Source organism: Bacteriovorax sp. As-1, assembly GCF_058446905.1.
In genome coordinates this window covers 2,731,654-2,751,393 of the sequence record NZ_CP184341.1, presented here as the reverse complement: position 1 = coordinate 2,751,393, position 19,740 = coordinate 2,731,654, and the positions used below count along the sequence as shown (strand labels likewise).

Below are 19,740 nucleotides of genomic sequence, written 5' to 3'. Positions count from 1 at the left end.
GTCGTTAACCTCCGTTATGAAGCTAACTTAGTGGTCCGGTTCTATGAGGGGCTATCACACTCAGGAGCTCGACAGGCTCCTGGGATTCAATACATTCAAAATTGAAAGTAGACTCAAAAAAAATTTTCAACATTATGCTCTAGAGAACTCTGATGCGTCGAAACGCCCTTATAAAATCAATCGCGAAAGTTGGATTGGTTTAGACCCCCATCACCTACTGACTCCTTATGGTGAAGTCGCTTCTCTTTTTGAGAAGATCTTACACAAAAACATTAAAACAGTGACTGACCTTGGCTGCGCATACGGAAGAGTTGGAATTGTGTCTGCCTTTTATTTTCCAGACGTCTCATTTATTGGGTACGAACTTGTCTCCAAAAGAATCAAAGAGGCCCAAAGAGTTTATGAAACATTAAAACTTAAAAATTACAGATTAATCGAAGATGACATCCTCTTGGAAGATTTTAATCTCCCAGAATCATGTGTCTATTTTATTTATGATTTTGGCAGGGTGAGTGACTTAAAAAAAATTCTTAACAAGCTTATTGAAAGAATGCAGACAAACAAGCTGATTATCATTGCCCGCGGAGATGAAATCCAGAGTTTGATGACTAAATTTTATAAAGAATTTAAAAAAGAGAACACTGTAAGGGAGAAATCATTTCTCATTTATACCCATCAGCTTACCGAATAAAAAAAGGCGATTTCTCGCCCCCTCTTTATGAATCTTTTCTAACAACAGAACATTTTAAATAAATCGATCCGTATCCATCAACTTTACATGAAATATCGTGCCCATCAATTGGATCATCCAATAAGCGGATACTTTTTACTTTCGTTCCAGACTTTAGCGTATCGCCGCCCACTTTCAGGTCTTTGACAGTTCTAACAGTGTCGCCATTTTGTAACTGGACCCCATTGGCATCTAAAAATTTAGGGCCTGCAACAATTTCTTCAGCTTTTTCTTCGGCCGCTAGAGTCCACTCGTGTGCACATTCTGGGCAGATCCACAGGTTCCCATCTGAGTATCCGTATGGCGAGTTGCATTTTGGGCAAGTTTGAGCGTCATCTGACATGGTCGGTCCTTTTATGAATTGAATATCTTTATAAGGAGATTTTGCATCATGACAGACCAAATTGTCCATTCCTCTGTCTAAAAGTTATTAATTATCATGTAATTTATTTAAATAGGCCTCGAGCTATAAAAGTTCTTGAAAAATCCAAGCACGTTCTCTTTTTCTCCATGGTCATGACGCCGGAAAAAAAACTCTCTACAAATGGATTGGTCCTTTTGGTGAACAGGCCATCTATTTTTATAAAAAGAAAGGAAGCACTTAAAAAATCAACTCACTTGAAGACGCCATAAAAGTTAAATCGGTCTGTGCCCGTGAATCTGGGTTAGTCTCTACTTTACTGAAGGCCAATGGGTTTACAAATCTTGATGTAGGTGTGAGCCCTGAGAGTATTTATTTAAGAGTTATTCTTGGCCGTTGCGACCTTGGAATTGGGGAAACCCCATAAGGAGTGAGCTTCTGGTTGAAGAAAATGAATCGGCCTCTGGATTCATTGAAGCAAACAAATCTAAAGTTGATCAGCTCTTCACTTTATATTGTTACCTCTAAAGATGTCCCCGATGAAGAGATAGCCCAGTGGCAGAAGGCACTCAACAAGGTGATGAGCTCGAAGAAATATTTATCTTTAAAGCAGAAATACAGTAAATAAAAAAGGCCGTTATTACCTGGCGCTAGTACAATACCCCGCCTCAAGGCTATCTTTTTTTAAATCCAAAAGGACAATGGCGACACCCACCTTTGCAACATTTTCTTAAATGTTGAAGGTAGTATGAAGTCGATATGAACTGACCGTTTTTAGGGTCGATATAACTATCTTCTTTGGCGAGAGAAGCTTCTTTGTTCAATTGAGCGCATAGCTCTTTATATGTTTTTGGGTCTAATTTAATTTTCATTACTTGGTATTTAATACACTAGGTCGGAATGAGGAACAATAGAAAAAAGCATTTCGATGGCTTCTTACTCCGCAAAGAAAGTAGAATACTTATCTTTTAAATTCTGAAACTTTCTCCAATCAACAATATAGGCTCATTAATGTTAGCCTATAAAAATTGAAAACATTATCACTGCAGATGAAAAATCATGGTCTAGGTATAACCTCAATGCTAAACTTAAATACTGTATTCCTATCATAAATAAATAAATAATGGCTCCAGAAATTTCTTATAATCTTTTCTAACTCTAGAATTAATTTAATTTTCAGGACTTCTTTAGAAAAATAGTGGGCCGTTCTTGAAAAGGCTAAATAAGCAACACCATTAAACACCATCACTATCCCCAAATTCATATTTTTATAAAATAAGTCTAGGTTGAATTTGTGAAAAATAACAAAAAAGACAAGCGCACTCGTAAAAAAGAAAACGACAGTGACAAAGAGAAAGCCAAGTCTTTCGAACTCCAGCAATTCGCTCTTATCGTGTGGAATGTTATAAAAGGCTCTTAATGATTTACTCATTTAAATTATTTTATCTTTATATAAATGAAACTCAAGAATTTGATTCTCTAGTTACACATTTTAGACACTTGCTCATGACCTGAACGCTCGGAAGATACAATATTATGAGGCAAGATTGAGAAGATGGTTGTTTCCATCAATTTAACATCACTCCAGAACGTCTTAAGGCCTCATCTAAAAATGAGAGTACTTTTTGTCTTGGATACAGCTCCAGACCAGTCAACTCCCCGTAATTCCTGCCTACTCTTTATAAACTTGCTTTTAATCTCAACTAAGCGTAGAGTGAATACATCTGATCTAGTCTTGTCATTCGTTTGAAATTATTAAAACAGATTTTCTTAAAGAATTTGTTTTATAATTAGAACTCACCTCTGATCATAAACTCAAAATCAAAATTAACATTTTTCATCGCTCAAAGTGGTGGTGAAAGCTTATTTGGAGTATTTATGTCACAAAAAATTTATGTCGGTAACCTAGGTTACTCAATTGATGATTCTGCACTTTCTGAAAAATTTGCAGAGTTTGGAACTGTTCAATCATCAAAAGTTATTATCGATCGCGATACAAACCGTTCAAAGGGTTTTGCCTTTGTTGAAATGTCATCAGCAATCGAAGCAGACCGTGCGATCAATGCACTAAACGGAACTGAGTTCGGTGGACGCGCAATGAACGTTTCTGAAGCCAAGCCAATGGTTCCAAAAAGCCGTTATTAATTAGCTCAAGTTAACTTTAAAGTTGCAGCTGGTGAGGCTGCCACTATTTCTTCACTCTAAATATCCACCAGGAGATCGTTATGGCCAAAGGACAGGACAAAGGTAAGGAAAAATCCAAAGACAAGGATAAAGTAAAACTTACAACGAAAGAAAAACAGGATAGGAAAAAAGAAAAAGCAAAAAAATCTTACGACTAAATCGTTTTTATAAAAAAGCTCCGGATACAGGGGCTTTTTTTATCTTCATTAATACAAAAAAAGGTTATTATAAATCAATATAGATTTTCATAACCCTTAAAATTTTCTTCCTACTTATAATAATTTCTAATAAAGATATAAAAAACAGAGAAAGCGAAAGTGTAAAACTTCCGCCAATCAAAAAAAGATTTGCACTAATCGCTCCGACCATAATGCATGCGATGAGCAATTCTCCAATCCCCGTAAGAGAAGGAATAAATAAGAGAATAGCTGCTATCAATTCAAGCATACCTGTTAAATAATAAAACCATTGACCAAAATTAATAGCACTAAACATCACTTCCATAGAAAGTTAGCTTGATAATTTTTCATAGGCCGTAATTAAAAAGATACCTGCGATAATATGTGTGTTTCGTTACCTGAAGAGTTTTTGCGACATCATCAATTGATTTTTCTTCAGCAAAAAGAATTTCTGCTTTACGAAGTTTCGCGATGATTTGCTCCATCGAGTGCTTAATCCTAGGCATAGTTCCTCCTTTTTATAGAGGAACGGTAGCATTATTTCTGGACTAGATTTGTGGAGGCAGGTCCTAGCCTACGTGGTAAGTTGTCCTATGGTATTAAGCCATTGGTATTTTGTTTGATTTGGTAAATAACTCATGCGACCATCTTTCTTATGAAACTTATACCGTATGACAATATTAATGATTTTTTGTTAAACAACGAAGAGCTTCTTTTAGAACGTGAAAGCTTTTACAATCTTATTCTCGGGCTAGCATACAGTATACGTGATAAAAAAATTGAAGTTACTGGGCCATTATATTACTCAATTTTGGATGAAAATAACCTCGTCATAGCTTCTGCATTAAGATCAAACGAAGATCGCCCATTTATCGTAACAGAAATGCCTACCGATGCTGTTGACTTGCTTATTAAAGATTTGAATAAATCTAACACTAGCTTGAAAGCTGTGGTCGGTGAAGAAGTAACCGCTACATATTTTAGAGATCAGTGGACGAATCTTAATAAGCTTAATTTCAAAATTAATATACACTTGGGTGTGTACGAATGTTTTAAAGTCGTTTTACCTAAAGTGATCTTGGGCGATTTAATTGAAGCGTCTATCGAACATCAAGCTATTTTAATGGAATATATCGCCGGCTTCCAAAAAGATTGTTTTCCTCAAGAACAAATCATCCCAGAGAATATTGAGAAGCTAATGAGAAGACATCTTGATAACAAAAGTATTTTTCTTCTTTTATCTGAAGACAACAAGATCGTTTCAATGGCTGCCAATACACGCTCAACTCTAAATGGTGGCACCATTTCACTCGTCTATACGCCTCCAAATTTGAGGGGTAAGGGCTATGCAAGCAGTGTAGTTGCACTCCTGGCCCATAAAGTAATAAATGACGGAAAAAAGTTTGCGAGTCTGTTTACCGATCTCACAAATCCAACTTCTAATTCAATTTATCAAAAAATTGGCTTTATTAAGATCGGCCAAAACATTCATTATGACTTTACTGCAAAAGGTGATCTTTAAAATGAGATCGTCGTCAGAGAAAGATTACCTTCAAAAGGCAATTGAACTATTAATAACAAAGCATAAATGCCACACCGTCATTCTATACGGTTCACGGGCAAGAGGTGATGCAACTTCCGCAAGCGATTATGACATAATGGGTGTGCGCAAAGGTTATCTACCAAAAAAATCAGTTCGAAACTCCCTTCATTAAGATACTCAACTCGGCCTTAAAGAAAAAGTATAAGCCGCTACCCAATGACGAAATTGAAGCACGAAGAGTATGGCTACATAAAATGCTTGAACGAACTAAGCTCGGTGACATCGAAGGTCTATACCGTCGCTCGTGGCTCCAAGAAGCGTTATTAGCAGACTACTTTAACATTCGTAAGCTCAGATACTGGGGTTCAAAATAAAGCTTCAAATGGCTTTTACAAAACGATAAGAAAACTTATCAGCTTTTAGATAAATCACTAAAAAGTCCAGCCGACTTTAAAGCACTCAAGAAATTAGTTGAACAAGTTAGTGAACTAAAATTGTGATTCCTTCTCCTTCATCATTTGTGTTAGATTAAAGTTCGGTAAAGTTCGGGACCGGTTCGGTTTTAACTCTTACCTAATGAGTAAAATGAATCTTTAAAACAGGTTAGGTGCCCAATTCCAGAATTACCCGATTCACAGCAAAGACTTTTTTATTATTAATTATTTTAATCATTTGAGAGACAAAACTAGCCAACACAAGAACTCGTCAGTTCACTATATTTCACTTAATTTCATCTTATTTCACGGAATCAGTCGGACTGGTCGGACTCAGTCGGACTATCTTTTTTTACTCTAACAACCCTTTCCATTTTAATTTCTAAAAATTCGGTAAATCAAAAAATCACAATTACTACTACTTAATTATCTGAGGAAGTCTTTTCGGGATGGATGAGAATAAATTAAGAATATTAATGCCAATGCTTCAAACAATGATTAGCTGATGTAATATCAGCTAATCATTACTCTCTTTTAACAACTAGATTAAAGAAGTCCTTCTTCTTTACCAAATTCTTGAATTAATTCTTTAATTCTATCTCTGGCCTCTCTAAAACTTTCTATATTATTTTCAGTTACAGGGTCTTGGATTGGCCATTTTAATTTCTTAGCTGTTCTTGAGGCCATATCTGGACAAGTATCTTCTTCACATAATGAAATCATGAAATCAATTTTCACAATAAATCTTAATGGTAATTTATCTGTATTTTTTGAATACTGCTTCGAAATATCAACTCCAATTTCATTCATTGCTTCTATTGCCAATGGATGAACCCCCTTTGGAAGTGAACCTGCACTTTCGATAACGGCTTTATCGCCAAATAGTTTTCTGGCTATCCCCTCTGCCATCTGTGATCTTGCTGAATTCGCCACACATAAAAATAAAATGTTCTTTGCAGACATATCCTCTCCTTTAACTTTCTTTTTAAGAATGAAATGACAAAAAAGTTTATAGCATCCGTACCGCAGTACGCAGTCAAGCACCTAACAGAATCTTAATAAATAGGTTTAACAACTTCGCATTTAGCCAAAGCCCTACAAGCTTAACCATCTAAAATTACAGGAAGTGAAACAATCTATTCACTCTGTACCATGGTACGGATGATATAGTCCTATTATGGAAAAGATAACGATTGGAAAATTAGCAGAAATGGCTGACCTGCCCCCAACGTTTAGTCCATTATCCATGTAACAATTCCGTTTTCTCTCTCAATTCATATCTCGGGAGGATCGTTACCGGGGTTGGCGGTTTGTATCCTAACGAGCTATGCGGTCTAATTTGATTATATTCTTTTCGCCAATTTTCTAAAACTACTTTAGCCTCATTTAGTGTATAAAAAATTTCTCCATTCAAAAGTTCATCCCGAAGTTTGCCATTAAAGGATTCACAGTATCCATTTTCCCAAGGACTTCCTGGTTCAATGTATAGAGTCTTCACTCCTACATCGCTTAACCATTTTCTTAGCTCTATCGCAATAAATTCAGGGCCATTGTCTGAACGAATAAAGGCCGGTGGTCCATGAATCAAAAATAAATCTGCCAATGTTTCTAGGACATCGTGAGAATTAATTTTTCTTTTCACTCGAATCGCCAGACATTCACGACTGTATTCGTCAATTATGTTCAATGTTCTAAATGCTCTTCCATCATGAGTTCGATCCATCACAAAGTCATAAGACCAAACATGATTTTTATAAAATGGACGATGTCTGATCGTTGAACCATTGTTCAAAAATAAACGACCACGTTTTGGTTGTTTCTGAGGTACTTTTAATCCTTCCTCTCTCCACACTCGTTGAACTCGTTTATGATTCACAGACCATCCTTCGCTCCTGAGTAGTGCCGTTATTCTACGATATCCATAACGCCCGTACTTAGTTGCTAGAGTTATTATTCTTTCTCGAACAATTGCTTCATCGTCTTTTTTAATTCTCTCATAGCGCTGAGTGGCCCTATGAACTCCAACCAACAAACAGGCCTTTCTTTCTGATACACAGAATTTTGAAAGCACTAAATCAACGGCTTTCCTTCTTCTCTCAGCGCTTAGAAGTTTCCCTTATTAATCTCCTTTAAAATATCTTTATCGAGTGAAAGTTCTGCTACCAACTTCTTAAGTCTGGCATTCTCTTTTTCAAGATCTTTTAGTTTTCTTGCTTGTTCCGTTTGCATTCCGCCGTATTCTTTCTTCCAACGGTAATAAGTGAGTTTGTTTACTTGCAGAACTTTTGCAACATCATCGACAGATTTTCCTTCAGAAAGCATCAAGTCTGCTTTGCGAAGCTTTGCAATGATTTGCTCCATTGAATGTTTTACTCTAGGCATCGGTCCTCCATATTTTATAGAGGAATTGTAACATATGTGCTGGACTAGATTTTGGGGTTCAGGTCACTCCGGCATTACCATGACCACCTGTTAGAGTAATTGAACCTGCAATTAAGCCAATAAATGGACTTTCATTCATCATGACAGCCATACTCATGCCGACAGTATTTTGAATGGCGATTAGGATCGTTACTGCAATAGTTAATAGAACTAACGGCTTTCCTCCTTTAATCAGTCGAGAAAAGTCAGAACTTAGCCCGATAGAGGAAAAGAATGTGAGCATTAATAAACTTTGCAATGAAGCATCAAAAGTAAACGAATAACCTGATGTTTTATCAATAATTAACAGAACAATTGCAACAATAAAGCCACCAACGACGGCTTCTGGTATGTGGTTTTTTTGTAGGAACGGGGTAAATTTTACGACAAACATTCCTATGAGTAGCGCGATACATGCGACTAATAATGTATAACTGGCATCTAGGATCATTTTTTTACCTCTATTAGTTTACCAGAATTTTCACTATAACAATTTAACAATAGTGAAAAATGAAGTTACTTTGGTTAACTAATCTTTAACAATGAGTTTTATTAGGGTATCCATAACTTTTAGTTAATAGGGTCATAATTTTAGTGTGATCTTAATCATGAAATATTAAAAAGATTAAAATAACAACAATGGTATTTAATGATGGGTAAACCTAAATACCATGCGGGATCCGCACTATTTTCGGTGATAGCAAAAAATAAAAAAGTATAAATAATAAACAAAATTATAAGAGAAGGAGAACATGATAAGCGCAGGCCGAGCAATTTAAAGAAGTGTGATATACAACATAAAACAGCAGCATGACCTTTCTATATTTCGTTGCTTATCGAAGTGTTAATTTTCGGGTGGATTACTCTGTTTGTTGATTAATAACGGAGAAAAATATGATTGCTGTAATATTTGAGGTGCAAATACAACCCGACCAACAAACTCGCTATTTGACTTTAGCTGAGGAGTTAAGACCACTATTAAGTCATGTAGCTGGTTTTATTTCAATTGAACGTTTTCAAAGTCTAGCTACAGAAGGAAAAATGTTATCGCTATCTTGGTGGGAAAACGAATACGCAGTTCTGCAATGGAAAAATCATGTTTTACATGCGAAAGCTCAACAAGAAGGGCGAGAGTCAATATTTGATTTTTACAAAATTAGTATTGCTCATATTACTCGCGAATATTCATTTAAAAAGGACAAGGATAATGTTTGATGTTCACGTTGTTTTAGATAATCAAATAGGACAATTAGCATTACTAGGAAAAACATTAGGTAATAAAGGTATTGGATTGGAAGGGGGAGGGATATTTACGGTTGGTGATGAATGCCATGCTCATTTTCTTGTTGAACAAGGAAAGGAAGCTAAAATAGCGCTAGAGCAAGCTGGACTGTTAGTACTTGCGATCCGGACACCATTAATTCGTAAGTTAAAACAGGAAAAACCGGGGGAACTTGGCGAAATAGCACGAGTATTGGCGGAGAATAACATTAATATTTTAGTGCAATACAGTGACCATGCTAACCAACTGATATTAATAACGGACAATGATAGTATGGCTGCATCTGTTACGCTCCCTTGGGCAATAAAGTGAACTTGCGATGGCTAATTTAATACGAAAAGAGGTTACCTTTGAGTCCTCAATAGCCGCGATAGGGGCGGCTATGTCTGACATTTCACGAGTTAAAATACTCAGTGCTTTGATGGATGGGCGAGCTTGGACGGCCACTGAGCTAAGTTCTGTGGCGAATATATCAGCTTCAACGGCGAGCAGTCATTTATCTAAATTATTAGATTGCCAGCTAATCACAGTAGTAGCTCAAGGCAAGCATCGTTATTTTCGGCTAGCAGGAAAAGATATTGCTGAATTGATGGAAAGTATGATGGGGATCTCCTTAAACCATGGCGTACATGCCAAAGTTTCCACGCCAGTGCATTTACGAAAAGCACGTACTTGCTATGATCATTTAGCTGGCGAAGTTGCCGTTAAGATCTATGATTCCCTTTGTCAACAGCAATGGATCACTGAAAATGGTTCAATGATCACATTAAGTGGTATTCAATATTTTCATGAAATGGGAATTGACGTTCCTTCCAAACATTCACGTAAAATCTGTTGTGCGTGTTTAGATTGGAGTGAACGCCGTTTCCATTTAGGTGGGTACGTTGGAGCCGCATTATTTTCGCTTTATGAATCTAAAGGGTGGTTAACTCGACATCTTGGTTACCGTGAAGTTACCATCACGGAAAAAGGTTATGCTGCTTTTAAGACCCACTTTCACATTTAAGTTGTTTTTCTAATCCGCATATGATCAATTCAAGGCCGAATAAGAAGGCTGGCTCTGCACCTTGGTGATCAAATAATTCGATAGCTTGTCGTAATAATGGCGGCATACTATCAGTAGTAGGTGTTTCCCTTTCTTCTTTAGCGACTTGATGCTCTTGATCTTCCAATACGCAACCTAAAGTAAAATGCCCCACAGCGCTGAGTGCATATAATGCATTCTCTAGTGAAAAACCTTGTTGGCATAAAAAGGCTAATTGATTTTCGAGAGTTTCATACTGTTTTTCTGTAGGCCGTGTACCTAAATGTACTTTTGCTCCATCGCGATGACTTAGTAAAGCACATCTAAAACTTTTAGCGTTATTACGTAAAAAATCTTGCCAGCTTTCCCCTTCTAAAGGGCAAAAGTGAGTATGGTGCCTATCTAACATCTCAATGGCTAAGGCGTCGAGCAAAGCCCGCTTATTTTTTACATGCCAATACAATGTAGGCTGCTCTACACCTAGCTTCTGGGCGAGTTTACGGGTTGTTAAACCTTCGATTCCGACCTCATTAAGCAGCTCTAATGCGCTGTTAATCACTTTACTTTTATCTAATCTAGACATCATTAATTCCTAATTTTTGTTGACACTCTATCATTGATAGAGTTATTTTACCACTCCCTATCAGTAATAGAGAAAAGTGAAATGAATAGTTCGACAAAGATCGCATTGGTAATTACGTTACTCGATGCCATGGGGATTGGCCTTATCATGCCAGTCTTGCCAACGTTATTACGTGAATTTATTGCTTCGGAAGATTTCGCTAACCACTTTGGCGTATTGCTTGCACTTTATGCGTTAATGCAGGTTATCTTTGCTCCTTGGCTTGGAAAAATGTCTGACCGATTTGGTCGGCGCCCAGTGCTGTTGTTGTCATTAATAGGCGCATCGCTGGATTACTTATTGCTGGCTTTTTCAAGTGCGCTTTGGATGCTGTATTTAGGCCGTTTGCTTTCAGGGATCACAGGAGCTACTGGGGCTGTCGCGGCATCGGTCATTGCCGATACCACCTCAGCTTCTCAACGCGTGAAGTGGTTCGGTTGGTTAGGGGCAAGTTTTGGGCTTGGTTTAATAGCGGGGCCTATTATTGGTGGTTTTGCAGGAGAGATTTCACCGCATAGTCCCTTTTTTATCGCTGCGTTGCTAAATATTGTCACTTTCCTTGTGGTTATGTTTTGGTTCCGTGAAACCAAAAATACACGTGATAATACAGATACCGAAGTAGGGGTTGAGACGCAATCGAATTCGGTATACATCACTTTATTTAAAACGATGCCCATTTTGTTGATTATTTATTTTTCAGCGCAATTGATAGGCCAAATTCCCGCAACGGTGTGGGTGCTATTTACCGAAAATCGTTTTGGATGGAATAGCATGATGGTTGGCTTTTCATTAGCGGGTCTTGGTCTTTTACACTCAGTATTCCAAGCCTTTGTGGCAGGAAGAATAGCCACTAAATGGGGCGAAAAAACGGCAGTACTGCTCGGATTTATTGCAGATAGTAGTGCATTTGCCTTTTTAGCGTTTATATCTGAAGGTTGGTTAGTTTTCCCTGTTTTAATTTTATTGGCTGGTGGTGGGATCGCTTTACCTGCATTACAGGGAGTGATGTCTATCCAAACAAAGAGTCATCAGCAAGGTGCTTTACAGGGATTATTGGTGAGCCTTACCAATGCAACCGGTGTTATTGGCCCATTACTGTTTGCTGTTATTTATAATCATTCACTACCAATTTGGGATGGCTGGATTTGGATTATTGGTTTAGCGTTTTACTGTATTATTATCCTGCTATCGATGACCTTCATGTTAACCCCTCAAGCTCAGGGGAGTAAACAGGAGACAAGTGCTTAGTTATTTCGTCACCAAATGATGTTATTCCGCGAAATATAATGACCCTCTTGATAACCCAAGAGGGCATTTTTTACGATAAAGAAGATTTAGCTTCAAATAAAACCTATCTATTTTATTTATCTTTCAAGCTCAATAAAAAGCCGCGGTAAATAGCAATAAATTGGCCTTTTTTATCGGCAAGCTCTTTTAGGTTTTTCGCATGTATTGCGATATGCATAAACCAGCCATTGAGTAAGTTTTTAAGCACATCATCATCATAAGCTTTAAGTTGGTTCTCTTGGATCAATTTGCTGACAATGGCGTTTACCTTACCAGTAATGTATTCAAGGCTAATTTTTTCAAGTTCATTCCAACCAATGATAGGCATCACTTCTTGGATAGGGATAAGGTTTTTATTATTATCAATAATATAATCAAGATAATGTTCAAATATACTTTCTAAGGCAGACCAACCATTTGTTAAATCAGTTTTTGTTGTGATGTAGGCATCAATCATAATTAATTGCTGCTTATAACAGGCACTGAGTAATTGTTTTTTATTTTTAAAGTGATGATAAAAGGCACCTTTGGTCACCAACGCTTTTCCCGAGATCTCATCTATTGAAACAGCTTGATAGCCTTTTTCAACAAACAATATTCGTGCTGAGTTAACCAGTGATTGATAGGTACTCTTAAAATTTTCTTGTTGATGATTTTTATTTTCCATGATAGATTTAAAATAACATACCGTCAGTATGTTTATGGTATCATGATGATGTGGTCGTGACAATCTTAAGAACATTTAGGTTATTTTATGTATATTGAACAGCATTCTCGCTATCAAAATAAAGCCCACATCACCGTCACGACTAAGGGCCAATAGTTCGTTTGGGCCGTTGGTGACCGCCCACAGCAGGTTTAGGTCAGGGTCGAAGGTCAGGCCCGAAAGATTGTTGTCCACACCGGGAACCGCCTTAGCATCCAGCTCAACCCGGTAGTCAGGCAGCCACACAGAGCGCTCCTGCCAATCATCGGTGTGCCAGTGGGTCTTGATCCAGAAGTACAAACGATCATCAAGGTGATGGGTGCGGACTTGGAATACGGTGAGCAACGCAAGGCACAGCAGTGCCCACATCCAAGTGCTAGTTTTCCGTGTTCGGCCCAGCCAGTTTTTTGCCAACAAATACATAGAAGCCTCGTTAATTGGGACTGACGTCACGAGCTGTCATGGTTTCAATCCGACTCGGCGCGGCTCGCACAGGTGATGCACAACGGCGTGGCCGGATCGAATTCCAGGCGGCCCGAGGCGATCAACTCGCCGCATTGGTTACACCAGCCATACTCGCCCTCGTACCAACGCTTGAGGGCCAGCTGGAGGCGGACGCGTTCATGCTGCGCCCGACTGCGGATGGCATCGTTCATCGCTTGCTGCTGGAGTGCGTCCATCCTCGACAGACGCCCTACCTTGCTTTGATCCAACTTCACCGATTGCGAGCGAGACTCAGCGTCTTCCGTCGATAGGAAGGATTAGAGCAATAATTCCATAAGGGAATCGATCGAATCCCCCCTTGTAGAGAAAAATGAGGGCCTAATGGCCGCTTATAAAATTCTTTTTTTAGGATTTTTTAAGGAAATTTGGCTTTTTTGAACTGTTTATCTATATTAAGAGCGTAGGGTTTCGGGTGTGCAGCCAAATTTGGGGGCGATGGCTTGGATAGCCGCCCATAATGAGGGATAATCTTTTTGTGATTCAATCAGTAATTCGACGGCTCTTTTCTTAACTTCTGTTGGGTATTGTTTGCTTTTCATAAGGGTATTGTCTCAGAGTTTTAGGTCTCCGACAATCCCGGGACGGTTCAAATCTTTATTAAAAAATATTTCATCTTATTTAACAAGAAACCATATTTATATAACAACATAAAATACACTAAGTTATTTTATTGAACATATATCGTACTTTATCTATCCGACTATTTGGACGACGGGGCTGGCAAACAGGTTCACCGGTAGTAACATGGTACCCTTTTAACTCTGTTAAACAAACACTACGTCCATTTGTAAAGAAAGTTAAATCACTACGATATTCTTGAATACACCGAGCAGGGATTTCTCCACTAAGAATGACCTCATTATTTTTCAATTGAGTGTCTACGATGTTCGCACAATATTTAGGAGCATCGTTGTATGCTCGTGAAAGATATTCCTGTGGCGCATAAATTTTAAAACTAAGATATGGCTCTAACAATTCTGTTCCAGCTTTTTTTAAGACTTGTTCCAATACAATAGGAGCAAGCATCCGAAAATCTGCTGGGGTACTAACAGGGCTATAGTATAAGCCATACTTAAAACAGATTTTACAATCCGTCACATTCCAACCATATAATCCTTGTTCGCAACCATAGCGTATCCCTTCCATAACTGCATTTTGAAATGATTGATTTAAGTATCCAAGAGAAACCGAGCTCTCATACTGCATTCCACTTCCCAACGGAAGCGGTGATACAGATAAACCAATGGAAGCCCAGAAAGGATTTGGCGGCACTTCGATGTGAATGGTATATTCTGCATTTTTTAACGGTCTCTCCATATAAATGACTGTAGGCTCTTTTAGTTCTATCTCCACATGATACTTTTCTTGCAACAGTGCACTAATCACTTCCATTTGTACTTTCCCTAAGAAAGAAAGTATGATTTCATGTGTCGCAGAATCCACATAATATCGCAGAAGCGGGTCACTGTCGGAGATTTCTAAAAGTGCATCAAGTAACATTTCCCTTTGTTGAGGTTTGCTCGGTTCAACAGTCGTTTGCAGCAGAGGGAGGGGATTTTCAATTCTCTCTCTCTGTGGCAATAGCTTTGTATCTCCAAGAACACTATTTAACTTCAAAAACTCATTCTGCAAAATAACAATTTCCCCGGAATAAGCCTTATCAATTTTACATAATTCACCATTTATTGAAGTATACATTTCTGTAATTTTTATTTTTTCCTTTTCCGATATTCTAACCGAATCTCGCAAATGCAGTACGCCACTATAAAGACGTATATATGCAAGACGCTGTCTTTTTTCCGAATACTCAATTTTGAAAACTTTTCCGCAAAGTTCAGACGGACCTCGATGTGTTGATGAATAAAATTTATTCGTAATCACTTCTATAAGGTTATCAATCCCTATATTGTTTTTTGCACTTCCGTGATAAACAGGGAACAGGGAACAATTATGAAATCTTATGCTTTCCTCTTGTTCGAGTTCCAATGCTTCTAATGATTTACCGGACATATATTTCTCTAAAAGGTCATCGTTTCCCTCTATTACCGTATCCCATTGTTCAGATTCGGTAAAGTTCGTCACACACATATTAGGATACAGTTCTACCTTCTGTTTGATTACAATTTCGGCAGAAAGTTTCTCTTTAATATCCTGATAAACCGTTGATAAATCAATTCCATTTTGGTCAATCTTATTGATAAAAAAGATTGTGGGAATCCCCATTTTCCTAAGTGCATGAAATAATATACGAGTTTGTGCTTGTACGCCATCTTTTGCAGAAATCAGTAGAATTGCCCCATCTAAAACTGATAATGAACGATATACTTCTGCTAAGAAATCCATATGTCCTGGCGTGTCTATGATGTTCACCTTCGTATTTTCCCACTGAAAAGAGGTTATTCCTGTCTGAATTGTAATTCCTCTCTGACGTTCTAAAAGCGTATTATCCGTCCTCGTTGTACCTTTGTCCACGCTTCCTAATTCTGTAATCGCTCCACTGTTATATAATAAGCTTTCTGTTAAGGTAGTTTTTCCTGCATCAACATGAGCTAAAACTCCAATATTAATAATTTTCATGTGATTTTCCTCCATTCAAAAACCCAAAAGGGCATAAAAATCCCAGTGATAAATACTTTTATCACTGGGATTTTTATGCATAACCATAGGTATACAAAGCATACAGATATTCTCTGGATACTTTAGAATCACATGATAAAGGTATTCTTAAACTGGGTACAAAAAACTAAGCCCTCCTAAAAAAGGACATCTAATTATGAACCGTCCCGGGATTGTCGGAGACCTAAAACTCTGAGACAATACCCTTATGAAAAGCAAACAATACCCAACAGAAGTTAAGAAAAGAGCCGTCGAATTACTGATTGAATCACAAAAAGATTATCCCTCATTATGGGCGGCTATCCAAGCCATCGCCCCCAAATTTGGCTGCACACCCGAAACCCTACGCTCATGGCATCAAAAGCACCTAGCTAAGCAAAATCCTGTGACCGTTAGCACTGAAAGCCAAGCGGCTCGTATCGCTGAGCTTGAGCGAGAAATCAGAGAACTCAAACAAGCGAACGAAATTATTCGAAAGGCAGCCGCTTTTTTCGCCCAGGCGGAGCTCGGCCGCCCACACAAGTGATGGTCAAATTCATTGATGATGAAAAAGAAAAATATGGGGTCGAGCCGATTTGTAGAATACTGCCAATTGCCCCATCTAGCTACTATCGCGTCAAAGCTGAACAGGAAAACCCAGAGAAGCAAAGTCGACGCAAACAAAGCGACAAACACCTCATGGCACAAATCAAACAGATTTGGCAAGACAGTGGCTGTCGTTACGGCATTCGTAAAGTCTGGCACAAGCTTAAGCAAGATGGCATGCCAAAGCTTGGTCGCTGTACCGTTGAACGCCTTATGAAACAGCTAGGTATTCAAGGCGTATGGCGAGGCAAAGGCAAAATCACCACCAAACAGCGACCAGGACAACAAAGTCCCGATGATTTGGTCAAACGCAACTTTACTGCAGATAGCCCAAACAAGCTGTGGGTGGCTGACTTTACCTATATCAAGACCAAAACAGGCTGGGTCTATACCGCCTTTGTCATCGACGTATTCAAGCGAGTTATTGTGGGTTGGAAAGTATCGAATCATATGGACACTCAGCTAGTTCTAGATGCCCTAAATCAAGCATTAGACGCTAGAGGCAGACCAAGCGGAGTAATTCATCATTCTGATAAAGGTAGTCAGTATCTATCGAGTCGATAGGAAGGATTAGAGCAATAATTCCATAAGGGAATCGATCGAATCCCCCCTTGTAGAGAAAAATGAGGGCCTAATGGCCGCTTATAAAATTCTTTTTTTAGGATTTTTTAAGGAAATTTGGCTTTTTTGAACTGTTTATCTATATTAAGACCGAAATTAGGCTAAGGTTTTCGTTAGCAAAATTAAATCTGACTAAAACTCTTCATATTTATATTGATCGATAAAGTCTATTTCAGGTGGTCCTCGTGGAGGTGTCGCCAGCACTTCACGAATTGGCAAATTTAAATGTGTCAAAATTTTATTACAAGTATGCCTAGAAGTTATACTGGCAATTAAAACCAACTTTGTACCACAATGATCACAGTTACTCACATCATGTTTAAAGACGTGCTTTAAAAGATCGGCCCAAGGCGTCCTATATATTTTCTTTTTTATTTTTGGTCTTAAGGCTTTTGCACTGACCGTGCTTGTGATGATGTCTCTTTTTTTGTGTCTAGCCCCAAAAACTCCGATATATCGAATTAAATTTTGTCTCGGAGGCGGAATGATGGAAATAATTCTTTTAATAAATTGCTCTGGAGTAAATTGCAGATGACTTGTACCGTCACTATAAGACCTTTTTAGCTTTAAATATACTTTACCATTGTTATATGAAATTCTTTCGTTTGAAAGTGGACCACGCAAAACATAGCGACACAAACCTTCAAGGGCCGACCGATGTTGTTTTAAAATTTTAACATTGGCATGTAGACTAAATCCATCAATATAACCACAGCGAGTTCCTTTAAATTCTTCAAATGGAGGATCGCAATATTTTCCAATCTTAACAGGTGCCAAAAAATTTTCATCTTTATTCTGAACACTTTGTGATTGAATAAAACTTAATGAGTGATCTTCGCCATTACTGTACTCATCTTCACGAGATAATAGTTTCTCTAGGCGATTTTTTAATTTGTTTGCAATGGCAATAACATCATCATGACTAGGAATGATTTCATAAAAAACTTCTTCTCCCAAATAGTTTTCATGAAAGACGCCATCGGTATACAACGTATGAAAGTGAACATTGAGGTTTAACCCTCCACCAAAACGCTGAATGACAGTGATCGCCCCTACTTTTGGATTTTTTAAATCGAGTTGCTTTGCTTTTATGGCGTAATAGCGATTAATTGTCCGATGATAAATTGCCAATGCTTTTCGTAAAAATTCAGGACGTGAAGCCAATAAAAATCTATAAACATAAGGCATACTCAAAACCCATTGCCTCACTGGGACTTCTGGAATGACTTCTTCCAGTAGATGTTTGGCAGTATCTGCAGTCCTTCGTCCTGTGCAACTTGGACAAATCGTTCTTCCCTTGCAACTAAATGCAACGATCTTATCTTTATAGCAATGAGGACAATGAAATCTGGCCATACCACAAGATAAAATTCCGCAATTAAGATATTTTTTAAATTCACGCTCAAGATGAAACTGACCTGCCCCCAACGTTTAGTCCATTATCCATGTAACAATTCCGTTTTCTCTCTCAATTCATATCTCGGGAGGATCGTTACCGGGGTTGGCGGTTTGTATCCTAACGAGCTATGCGGTCTAATTTGATTATATTCTTTTCGCCAATTTTCTAAAACTACTTTAGCCTCATTTAGTGTATAAAAAATTTTTCCATTCAAAAGTTCATCCCGAAGTTTGCCATTAAAGGATTCACAGTATCCATTTTCCCAAGGACTTCCTGGTTCAATGTATAGAGTCTTCACTCCTACATCGCTTAACCATTTTCTTAGCTCTATCGCAATAAATTCAGGGCCATTGTCTGAACGAATAAAGGCCGGTGGTCCATGAATCAAAAATAAATCTGCCAATGTTTCTAGGACATCGTGAGAATTAATTTTTCTTTTCACTCGAATCGCCAGACATTCACGACTGTATTCGTCAATTATGTTCAATGTTCTAAATGCTCTTCCATCATGAGTTCGATCCATCACAAAGTCATAAGACCAAACATGATTTTTATAAAATGGACGATGTCTGATCGTTGAACCATTGTTCAAAAATAAACGACCACGTTTTGGTTGTTTCTGAGGTACTTTTAATCCTTCCTCTCTCCACACTCGTTGAACTCGTTTATGATTCACAGACCATCCTTCGCTCCTGAGTAGTGCCGTTATTCTACGATATCCATAACGCCCGTACTTAGTTGCTAGAGTTATTATTCTTTCTCGAACAATTGCTTCATCGTCTTTTTTAATTCTCTCATAGCGCTGAGTGGCCCTATGAACTCCAACCAACAAACAGGCCTTTCTTTCTGATACACAGAATTTTGAAAGCACTAAATCAACGGCTTTCCTTCTTCTCTCAGCGCTTAGAAGTTTCCCTTATTAATCTCCTTTAAAATATCTTTATCGAGTGAAAGTTCTGCTACCAACTTCTTAAGTCTGGCATTCTCTTTTTCAAGATCTTTTAGTTTTCTTGCTTGTTCCGTTTGCATTCCGCCGTATTCTTTCTTCCAACGGTAATAAGTGAGTTTGTTTACTTGCAGAACTTTTGCAACATCATCGACAGATTTTCCTTCAGAAAGCATCAAGTCTGCTTTGCGAAGCTTTGCAATGATTTGCTCCATTGAATGTTTTACTCTAGGCATCGGTCCTCCATATTTTATAGAGGAATTGTAACATATGTGCTGGACTAGATTTTGGGGTTC

At 38.1% G+C, this 19,740-nt stretch carries 20 protein-coding genes, 6 pseudogenes and 1 other annotated feature; of the genes and pseudogenes, 9 read left to right on the top strand and 17 right to left on the bottom strand.

Annotation, left to right across the window (positions count from 1 at the left end; translation table 11 throughout):
- The first annotated feature begins 43 nt into the window (after positions 1–43).
- On the top strand, positions 44–691 hold the full coding sequence (locus tag ACN20O_RS14065) for a methyltransferase domain-containing protein (protein ID WP_491634547.1): 648 nt from the start codon (positions 44–46) through the stop codon (positions 689–691).
- Positions 692–716: 25 nt separating this feature from the next.
- Here the strand turns inward: ACN20O_RS14065 and ACN20O_RS14060 are convergent, their stop codons facing one another.
- From ACN20O_RS14060 to ACN20O_RS14050, 3 genes are all read right to left on the bottom strand, one after another.
- Positions 717–1,073 carry a zinc ribbon domain-containing protein YjdM gene (locus ACN20O_RS14060; protein ID WP_491634546.1) on the bottom strand — a complete coding sequence of 119 codons (357 nt, stop codon included), beginning with the start codon at positions 1,071–1,073 and terminating at the stop codon, positions 717–719.
- Between the two features lie 692 nt (positions 1,074–1,765).
- Positions 1,766–1,963 (bottom strand): DUF5522 domain-containing protein, encoded by a 198-nt coding sequence (locus tag ACN20O_RS14055; protein ID WP_491634545.1) that lies wholly within the window; start codon positions 1,961–1,963, stop codon positions 1,766–1,768.
- Between the two features lie 185 nt (positions 1,964–2,148).
- Positions 2,149–2,523, bottom strand: a complete 375-nt coding sequence (locus ACN20O_RS14050; RefSeq protein WP_491634544.1) for a hypothetical protein — start codon at positions 2,521–2,523, stop codon at positions 2,149–2,151.
- Positions 2,524–2,969: 446 nt separating this feature from the next.
- Between ACN20O_RS14050 and rbp the strand changes: the two genes are divergently transcribed.
- Complete coding sequence (rbp, locus tag ACN20O_RS14045; protein WP_491634543.1) at positions 2,970–3,236, top strand: RNA-binding regulator; 267 nt, start codon at positions 2,970–2,972, stop codon at positions 3,234–3,236.
- Positions 3,237–3,500: 264 nt separating this feature from the next.
- Here the strand turns inward: rbp and ACN20O_RS14040 are convergent, their stop codons facing one another.
- Positions 3,501–3,779, bottom strand: coding sequence for a DoxX family protein (locus ACN20O_RS14040; RefSeq protein ID WP_491634542.1), 279 nt, complete (start codon positions 3,777–3,779; stop codon positions 3,501–3,503).
- A gap of 22 nt (positions 3,780–3,801) precedes the next feature.
- A complete protein-coding gene (locus tag ACN20O_RS14035; RefSeq protein ID WP_491634541.1) occupies positions 3,802–3,960 on the bottom strand; it encodes a hypothetical protein in 159 nt (52 codons plus the stop codon).
- A gap of 149 nt (positions 3,961–4,109) precedes the next feature.
- Between ACN20O_RS14035 and ACN20O_RS14030 the strand changes: the two genes are divergently transcribed.
- Positions 4,110–4,976 (top strand): GNAT family N-acetyltransferase, encoded by an 867-nt coding sequence (locus ACN20O_RS14030; protein ID WP_491634540.1) that lies wholly within the window; start codon positions 4,110–4,112, stop codon positions 4,974–4,976.
- Positions 4,948–5,169 (top strand): nucleotidyltransferase domain-containing protein, encoded by a 222-nt coding sequence (locus tag ACN20O_RS14025; RefSeq protein ID WP_491634539.1) that lies wholly within the window; start codon positions 4,948–4,950, stop codon positions 5,167–5,169. Before ACN20O_RS14030 ends, ACN20O_RS14025 begins: the two co-directional genes overlap by 29 nt.
- An 808-nt stretch (positions 5,170–5,977) precedes the next feature.
- On the opposite strand, the gene ACN20O_RS14020 is transcribed toward ACN20O_RS14025, so the two are convergent.
- From ACN20O_RS14020 to ACN20O_RS14010, 3 genes and pseudogenes are all read right to left on the bottom strand, one after another.
- A complete protein-coding gene (locus ACN20O_RS14020; protein ID WP_491634538.1) occupies positions 5,978–6,394 on the bottom strand; it encodes an arsenate reductase ArsC in 417 nt (138 codons plus the stop codon).
- Positions 6,395–6,671: 277 nt separating this feature from the next.
- A protein-coding gene (locus ACN20O_RS14015; protein ID WP_491634537.1) for an IS3 family transposase occupies positions 6,672–7,813 on the bottom strand; the annotation gives its coding sequence in 2 pieces (ribosomal slippage) (positions 6,672–7,549 and positions 7,549–7,813; 1,143 coding nt in all).
- A gap of 67 nt (positions 7,814–7,880) precedes the next feature.
- A pseudogene (locus tag ACN20O_RS14010) lies at positions 7,881–8,303 on the bottom strand (sodium/glutamate symporter); the annotation flags it as partial.
- A gap of 443 nt (positions 8,304–8,746) precedes the next feature.
- Here ACN20O_RS14010 and ACN20O_RS14005 point away from each other — a divergent pair.
- From ACN20O_RS14005 to ACN20O_RS13995, 3 genes are read left to right on the top strand one after another with little or no spacing between them, the layout of a single operon-like run.
- Positions 8,747–9,067, top strand: a complete 321-nt coding sequence (locus ACN20O_RS14005) for an antibiotic biosynthesis monooxygenase family protein (RefSeq protein WP_000562370.1) — start codon at positions 8,747–8,749, stop codon at positions 9,065–9,067.
- A complete protein-coding gene (locus ACN20O_RS14000) occupies positions 9,060–9,446 on the top strand; it encodes a hypothetical protein (RefSeq protein WP_000460651.1) in 387 nt (128 codons plus the stop codon). Before ACN20O_RS14005 ends, ACN20O_RS14000 begins: the two co-directional genes overlap by 8 nt.
- A 7-nt stretch (positions 9,447–9,453) precedes the next feature.
- Positions 9,454–10,140, top strand: coding sequence for an ArsR/SmtB family transcription factor (locus ACN20O_RS13995; protein WP_001284954.1), 687 nt, complete (start codon positions 9,454–9,456; stop codon positions 10,138–10,140).
- Here ACN20O_RS13995 and tetR(B) read toward each other — a convergent pair.
- Positions 10,118–10,741, bottom strand: a complete 624-nt coding sequence (gene tetR(B), locus ACN20O_RS13990; RefSeq protein WP_000088605.1) for a tetracycline resistance transcriptional repressor TetR(B) — start codon at positions 10,739–10,741, stop codon at positions 10,118–10,120. The two genes, ACN20O_RS13995 and tetR(B), sit on opposite strands and share 23 nt — an antisense overlap.
- Before the next feature lie 81 nt (positions 10,742–10,822).
- On the opposite strand from tetR(B), the gene tet(B) reads away from it, so the two are divergent.
- Positions 10,823–12,028 (top strand): tetracycline efflux MFS transporter Tet(B), encoded by a 1,206-nt coding sequence (tet(B), locus tag ACN20O_RS13985; protein WP_491634536.1) that lies wholly within the window; start codon positions 10,823–10,825, stop codon positions 12,026–12,028.
- A 112-nt stretch (positions 12,029–12,140) separates the two neighbouring features.
- On the opposite strand, the gene tetC is transcribed toward tet(B), so the two are convergent.
- The 6 genes and pseudogenes from tetC to ACN20O_RS13955 all read right to left on the bottom strand — a co-directional run.
- Complete coding sequence (tetC, locus tag ACN20O_RS13980; RefSeq protein WP_000428546.1) at positions 12,141–12,734, bottom strand: tetracyline resistance-associated transcriptional repressor TetC; 594 nt, start codon at positions 12,732–12,734, stop codon at positions 12,141–12,143.
- Between the two features lie 126 nt (positions 12,735–12,860).
- Positions 12,861–13,196 (bottom strand): annotated as a pseudogene (locus tag ACN20O_RS13975) (SdiA-regulated domain-containing protein); the annotation flags it as partial.
- Between the two features lie 44 nt (positions 13,197–13,240).
- A pseudogene (locus ACN20O_RS13970) lies at positions 13,241–13,519 on the bottom strand (TraR/DksA family transcriptional regulator); the annotation flags it as partial.
- 156 nt (positions 13,520–13,675) lie between these two features.
- Positions 13,676–13,816 (bottom strand): annotated as a pseudogene (locus tag ACN20O_RS13965) (IS3 family transposase); the annotation flags it as partial.
- Positions 13,817–13,934: 118 nt separating this feature from the next.
- Positions 13,935–15,854, bottom strand: a complete 1,920-nt coding sequence (gene tet(M), locus ACN20O_RS13960; protein WP_491634535.1) for a tetracycline resistance ribosomal protection protein Tet(M) — start codon at positions 15,852–15,854, stop codon at positions 13,935–13,937.
- A gap of 15 nt (positions 15,855–15,869) precedes the next feature.
- A pseudogene (locus tag ACN20O_RS13955) lies at positions 15,870–15,917 on the bottom strand (tetracycline resistance determinant leader peptide); the annotation flags it as partial.
- Between the two features lie 184 nt (positions 15,918–16,101).
- Here ACN20O_RS13955 and ACN20O_RS13950 point away from each other — a divergent pair.
- A pseudogene (locus ACN20O_RS13950) lies at positions 16,102–17,039 on the top strand (IS3 family transposase); the annotation flags it as partial.
- Positions 16,377–16,493, top strand: a sequence feature (AL1L pseudoknot). It overlaps the preceding pseudogene by 117 nt.
- Positions 17,040–17,231: 192 nt before the next feature.
- Here ACN20O_RS13950 and ACN20O_RS13945 read toward each other — a convergent pair.
- On the bottom strand, positions 17,232–18,455 hold the full coding sequence (locus ACN20O_RS13945) for a transposase (protein ID WP_491639289.1): 1,224 nt from the start codon (positions 18,453–18,455) through the stop codon (positions 17,232–17,234).
- An 83-nt stretch (positions 18,456–18,538) separates the two neighbouring features.
- A protein-coding gene (locus tag ACN20O_RS13940; RefSeq protein ID WP_491634534.1) for an IS3 family transposase occupies positions 18,539–19,680 on the bottom strand; the annotation gives its coding sequence in 2 pieces (ribosomal slippage) (positions 18,539–19,416 and positions 19,416–19,680; 1,143 coding nt in all).
- Positions 19,681–19,740 lie beyond the last annotated feature (60 nt).

Bases quoted from the DNA above. Each gene is read 5' to 3' on its own strand.
- ACN20O_RS14065 (WP_491634547.1), top strand. From the start codon at position 44: ATGAGGGGCTATCACACTCAGGAGCTCGACAGGCTCCTGGGATTCAAT.
- ACN20O_RS14060 (WP_491634546.1), bottom strand. From the start codon at position 1,073: ATGTCAGATGACGCTCAAACTTGCCCAAAATGCAACTCGCCATACGGA.
- ACN20O_RS14055 (WP_491634545.1), bottom strand. From the start codon at position 1,963: ATGAAAATTAAATTAGACCCAAAAACATATAAAGAGCTATGCGCTCAA.
- ACN20O_RS14050 (WP_491634544.1), bottom strand. From the start codon at position 2,523: ATGAGTAAATCATTAAGAGCCTTTTATAACATTCCACACGATAAGAGC.
- rbp (WP_491634543.1), top strand. From the start codon at position 2,970: ATGTCACAAAAAATTTATGTCGGTAACCTAGGTTACTCAATTGATGAT.
- ACN20O_RS14040 (WP_491634542.1), bottom strand. From the start codon at position 3,779: ATGGAAGTGATGTTTAGTGCTATTAATTTTGGTCAATGGTTTTATTAT.
- ACN20O_RS14035 (WP_491634541.1), bottom strand. From the start codon at position 3,960: ATGCCTAGGATTAAGCACTCGATGGAGCAAATCATCGCGAAACTTCGT.
- ACN20O_RS14030 (WP_491634540.1), top strand. From the start codon at position 4,110: ATGAAACTTATACCGTATGACAATATTAATGATTTTTTGTTAAACAAC.
- ACN20O_RS14025 (WP_491634539.1), top strand. From the start codon at position 4,948: ATGACTTTACTGCAAAAGGTGATCTTTAAAATGAGATCGTCGTCAGAG.
- ACN20O_RS14020 (WP_491634538.1), bottom strand. From the start codon at position 6,394: ATGTCTGCAAAGAACATTTTATTTTTATGTGTGGCGAATTCAGCAAGA.
- ACN20O_RS14005 (WP_000562370.1), top strand. From the start codon at position 8,747: ATGATTGCTGTAATATTTGAGGTGCAAATACAACCCGACCAACAAACT.
- ACN20O_RS14000 (WP_000460651.1), top strand. From the start codon at position 9,060: ATGTTTGATGTTCACGTTGTTTTAGATAATCAAATAGGACAATTAGCA.
- ACN20O_RS13995 (WP_001284954.1), top strand. From the start codon at position 9,454: ATGGCTAATTTAATACGAAAAGAGGTTACCTTTGAGTCCTCAATAGCC.
- tetC (WP_000428546.1), bottom strand. From the start codon at position 12,734: ATGGAAAATAAAAATCATCAACAAGAAAATTTTAAGAGTACCTATCAA.
- ACN20O_RS13945 (WP_491639289.1), bottom strand. From the start codon at position 18,455: ATGGCCAGATTTCATTGTCCTCATTGCTATAAAGATAAGATCGTTGCA.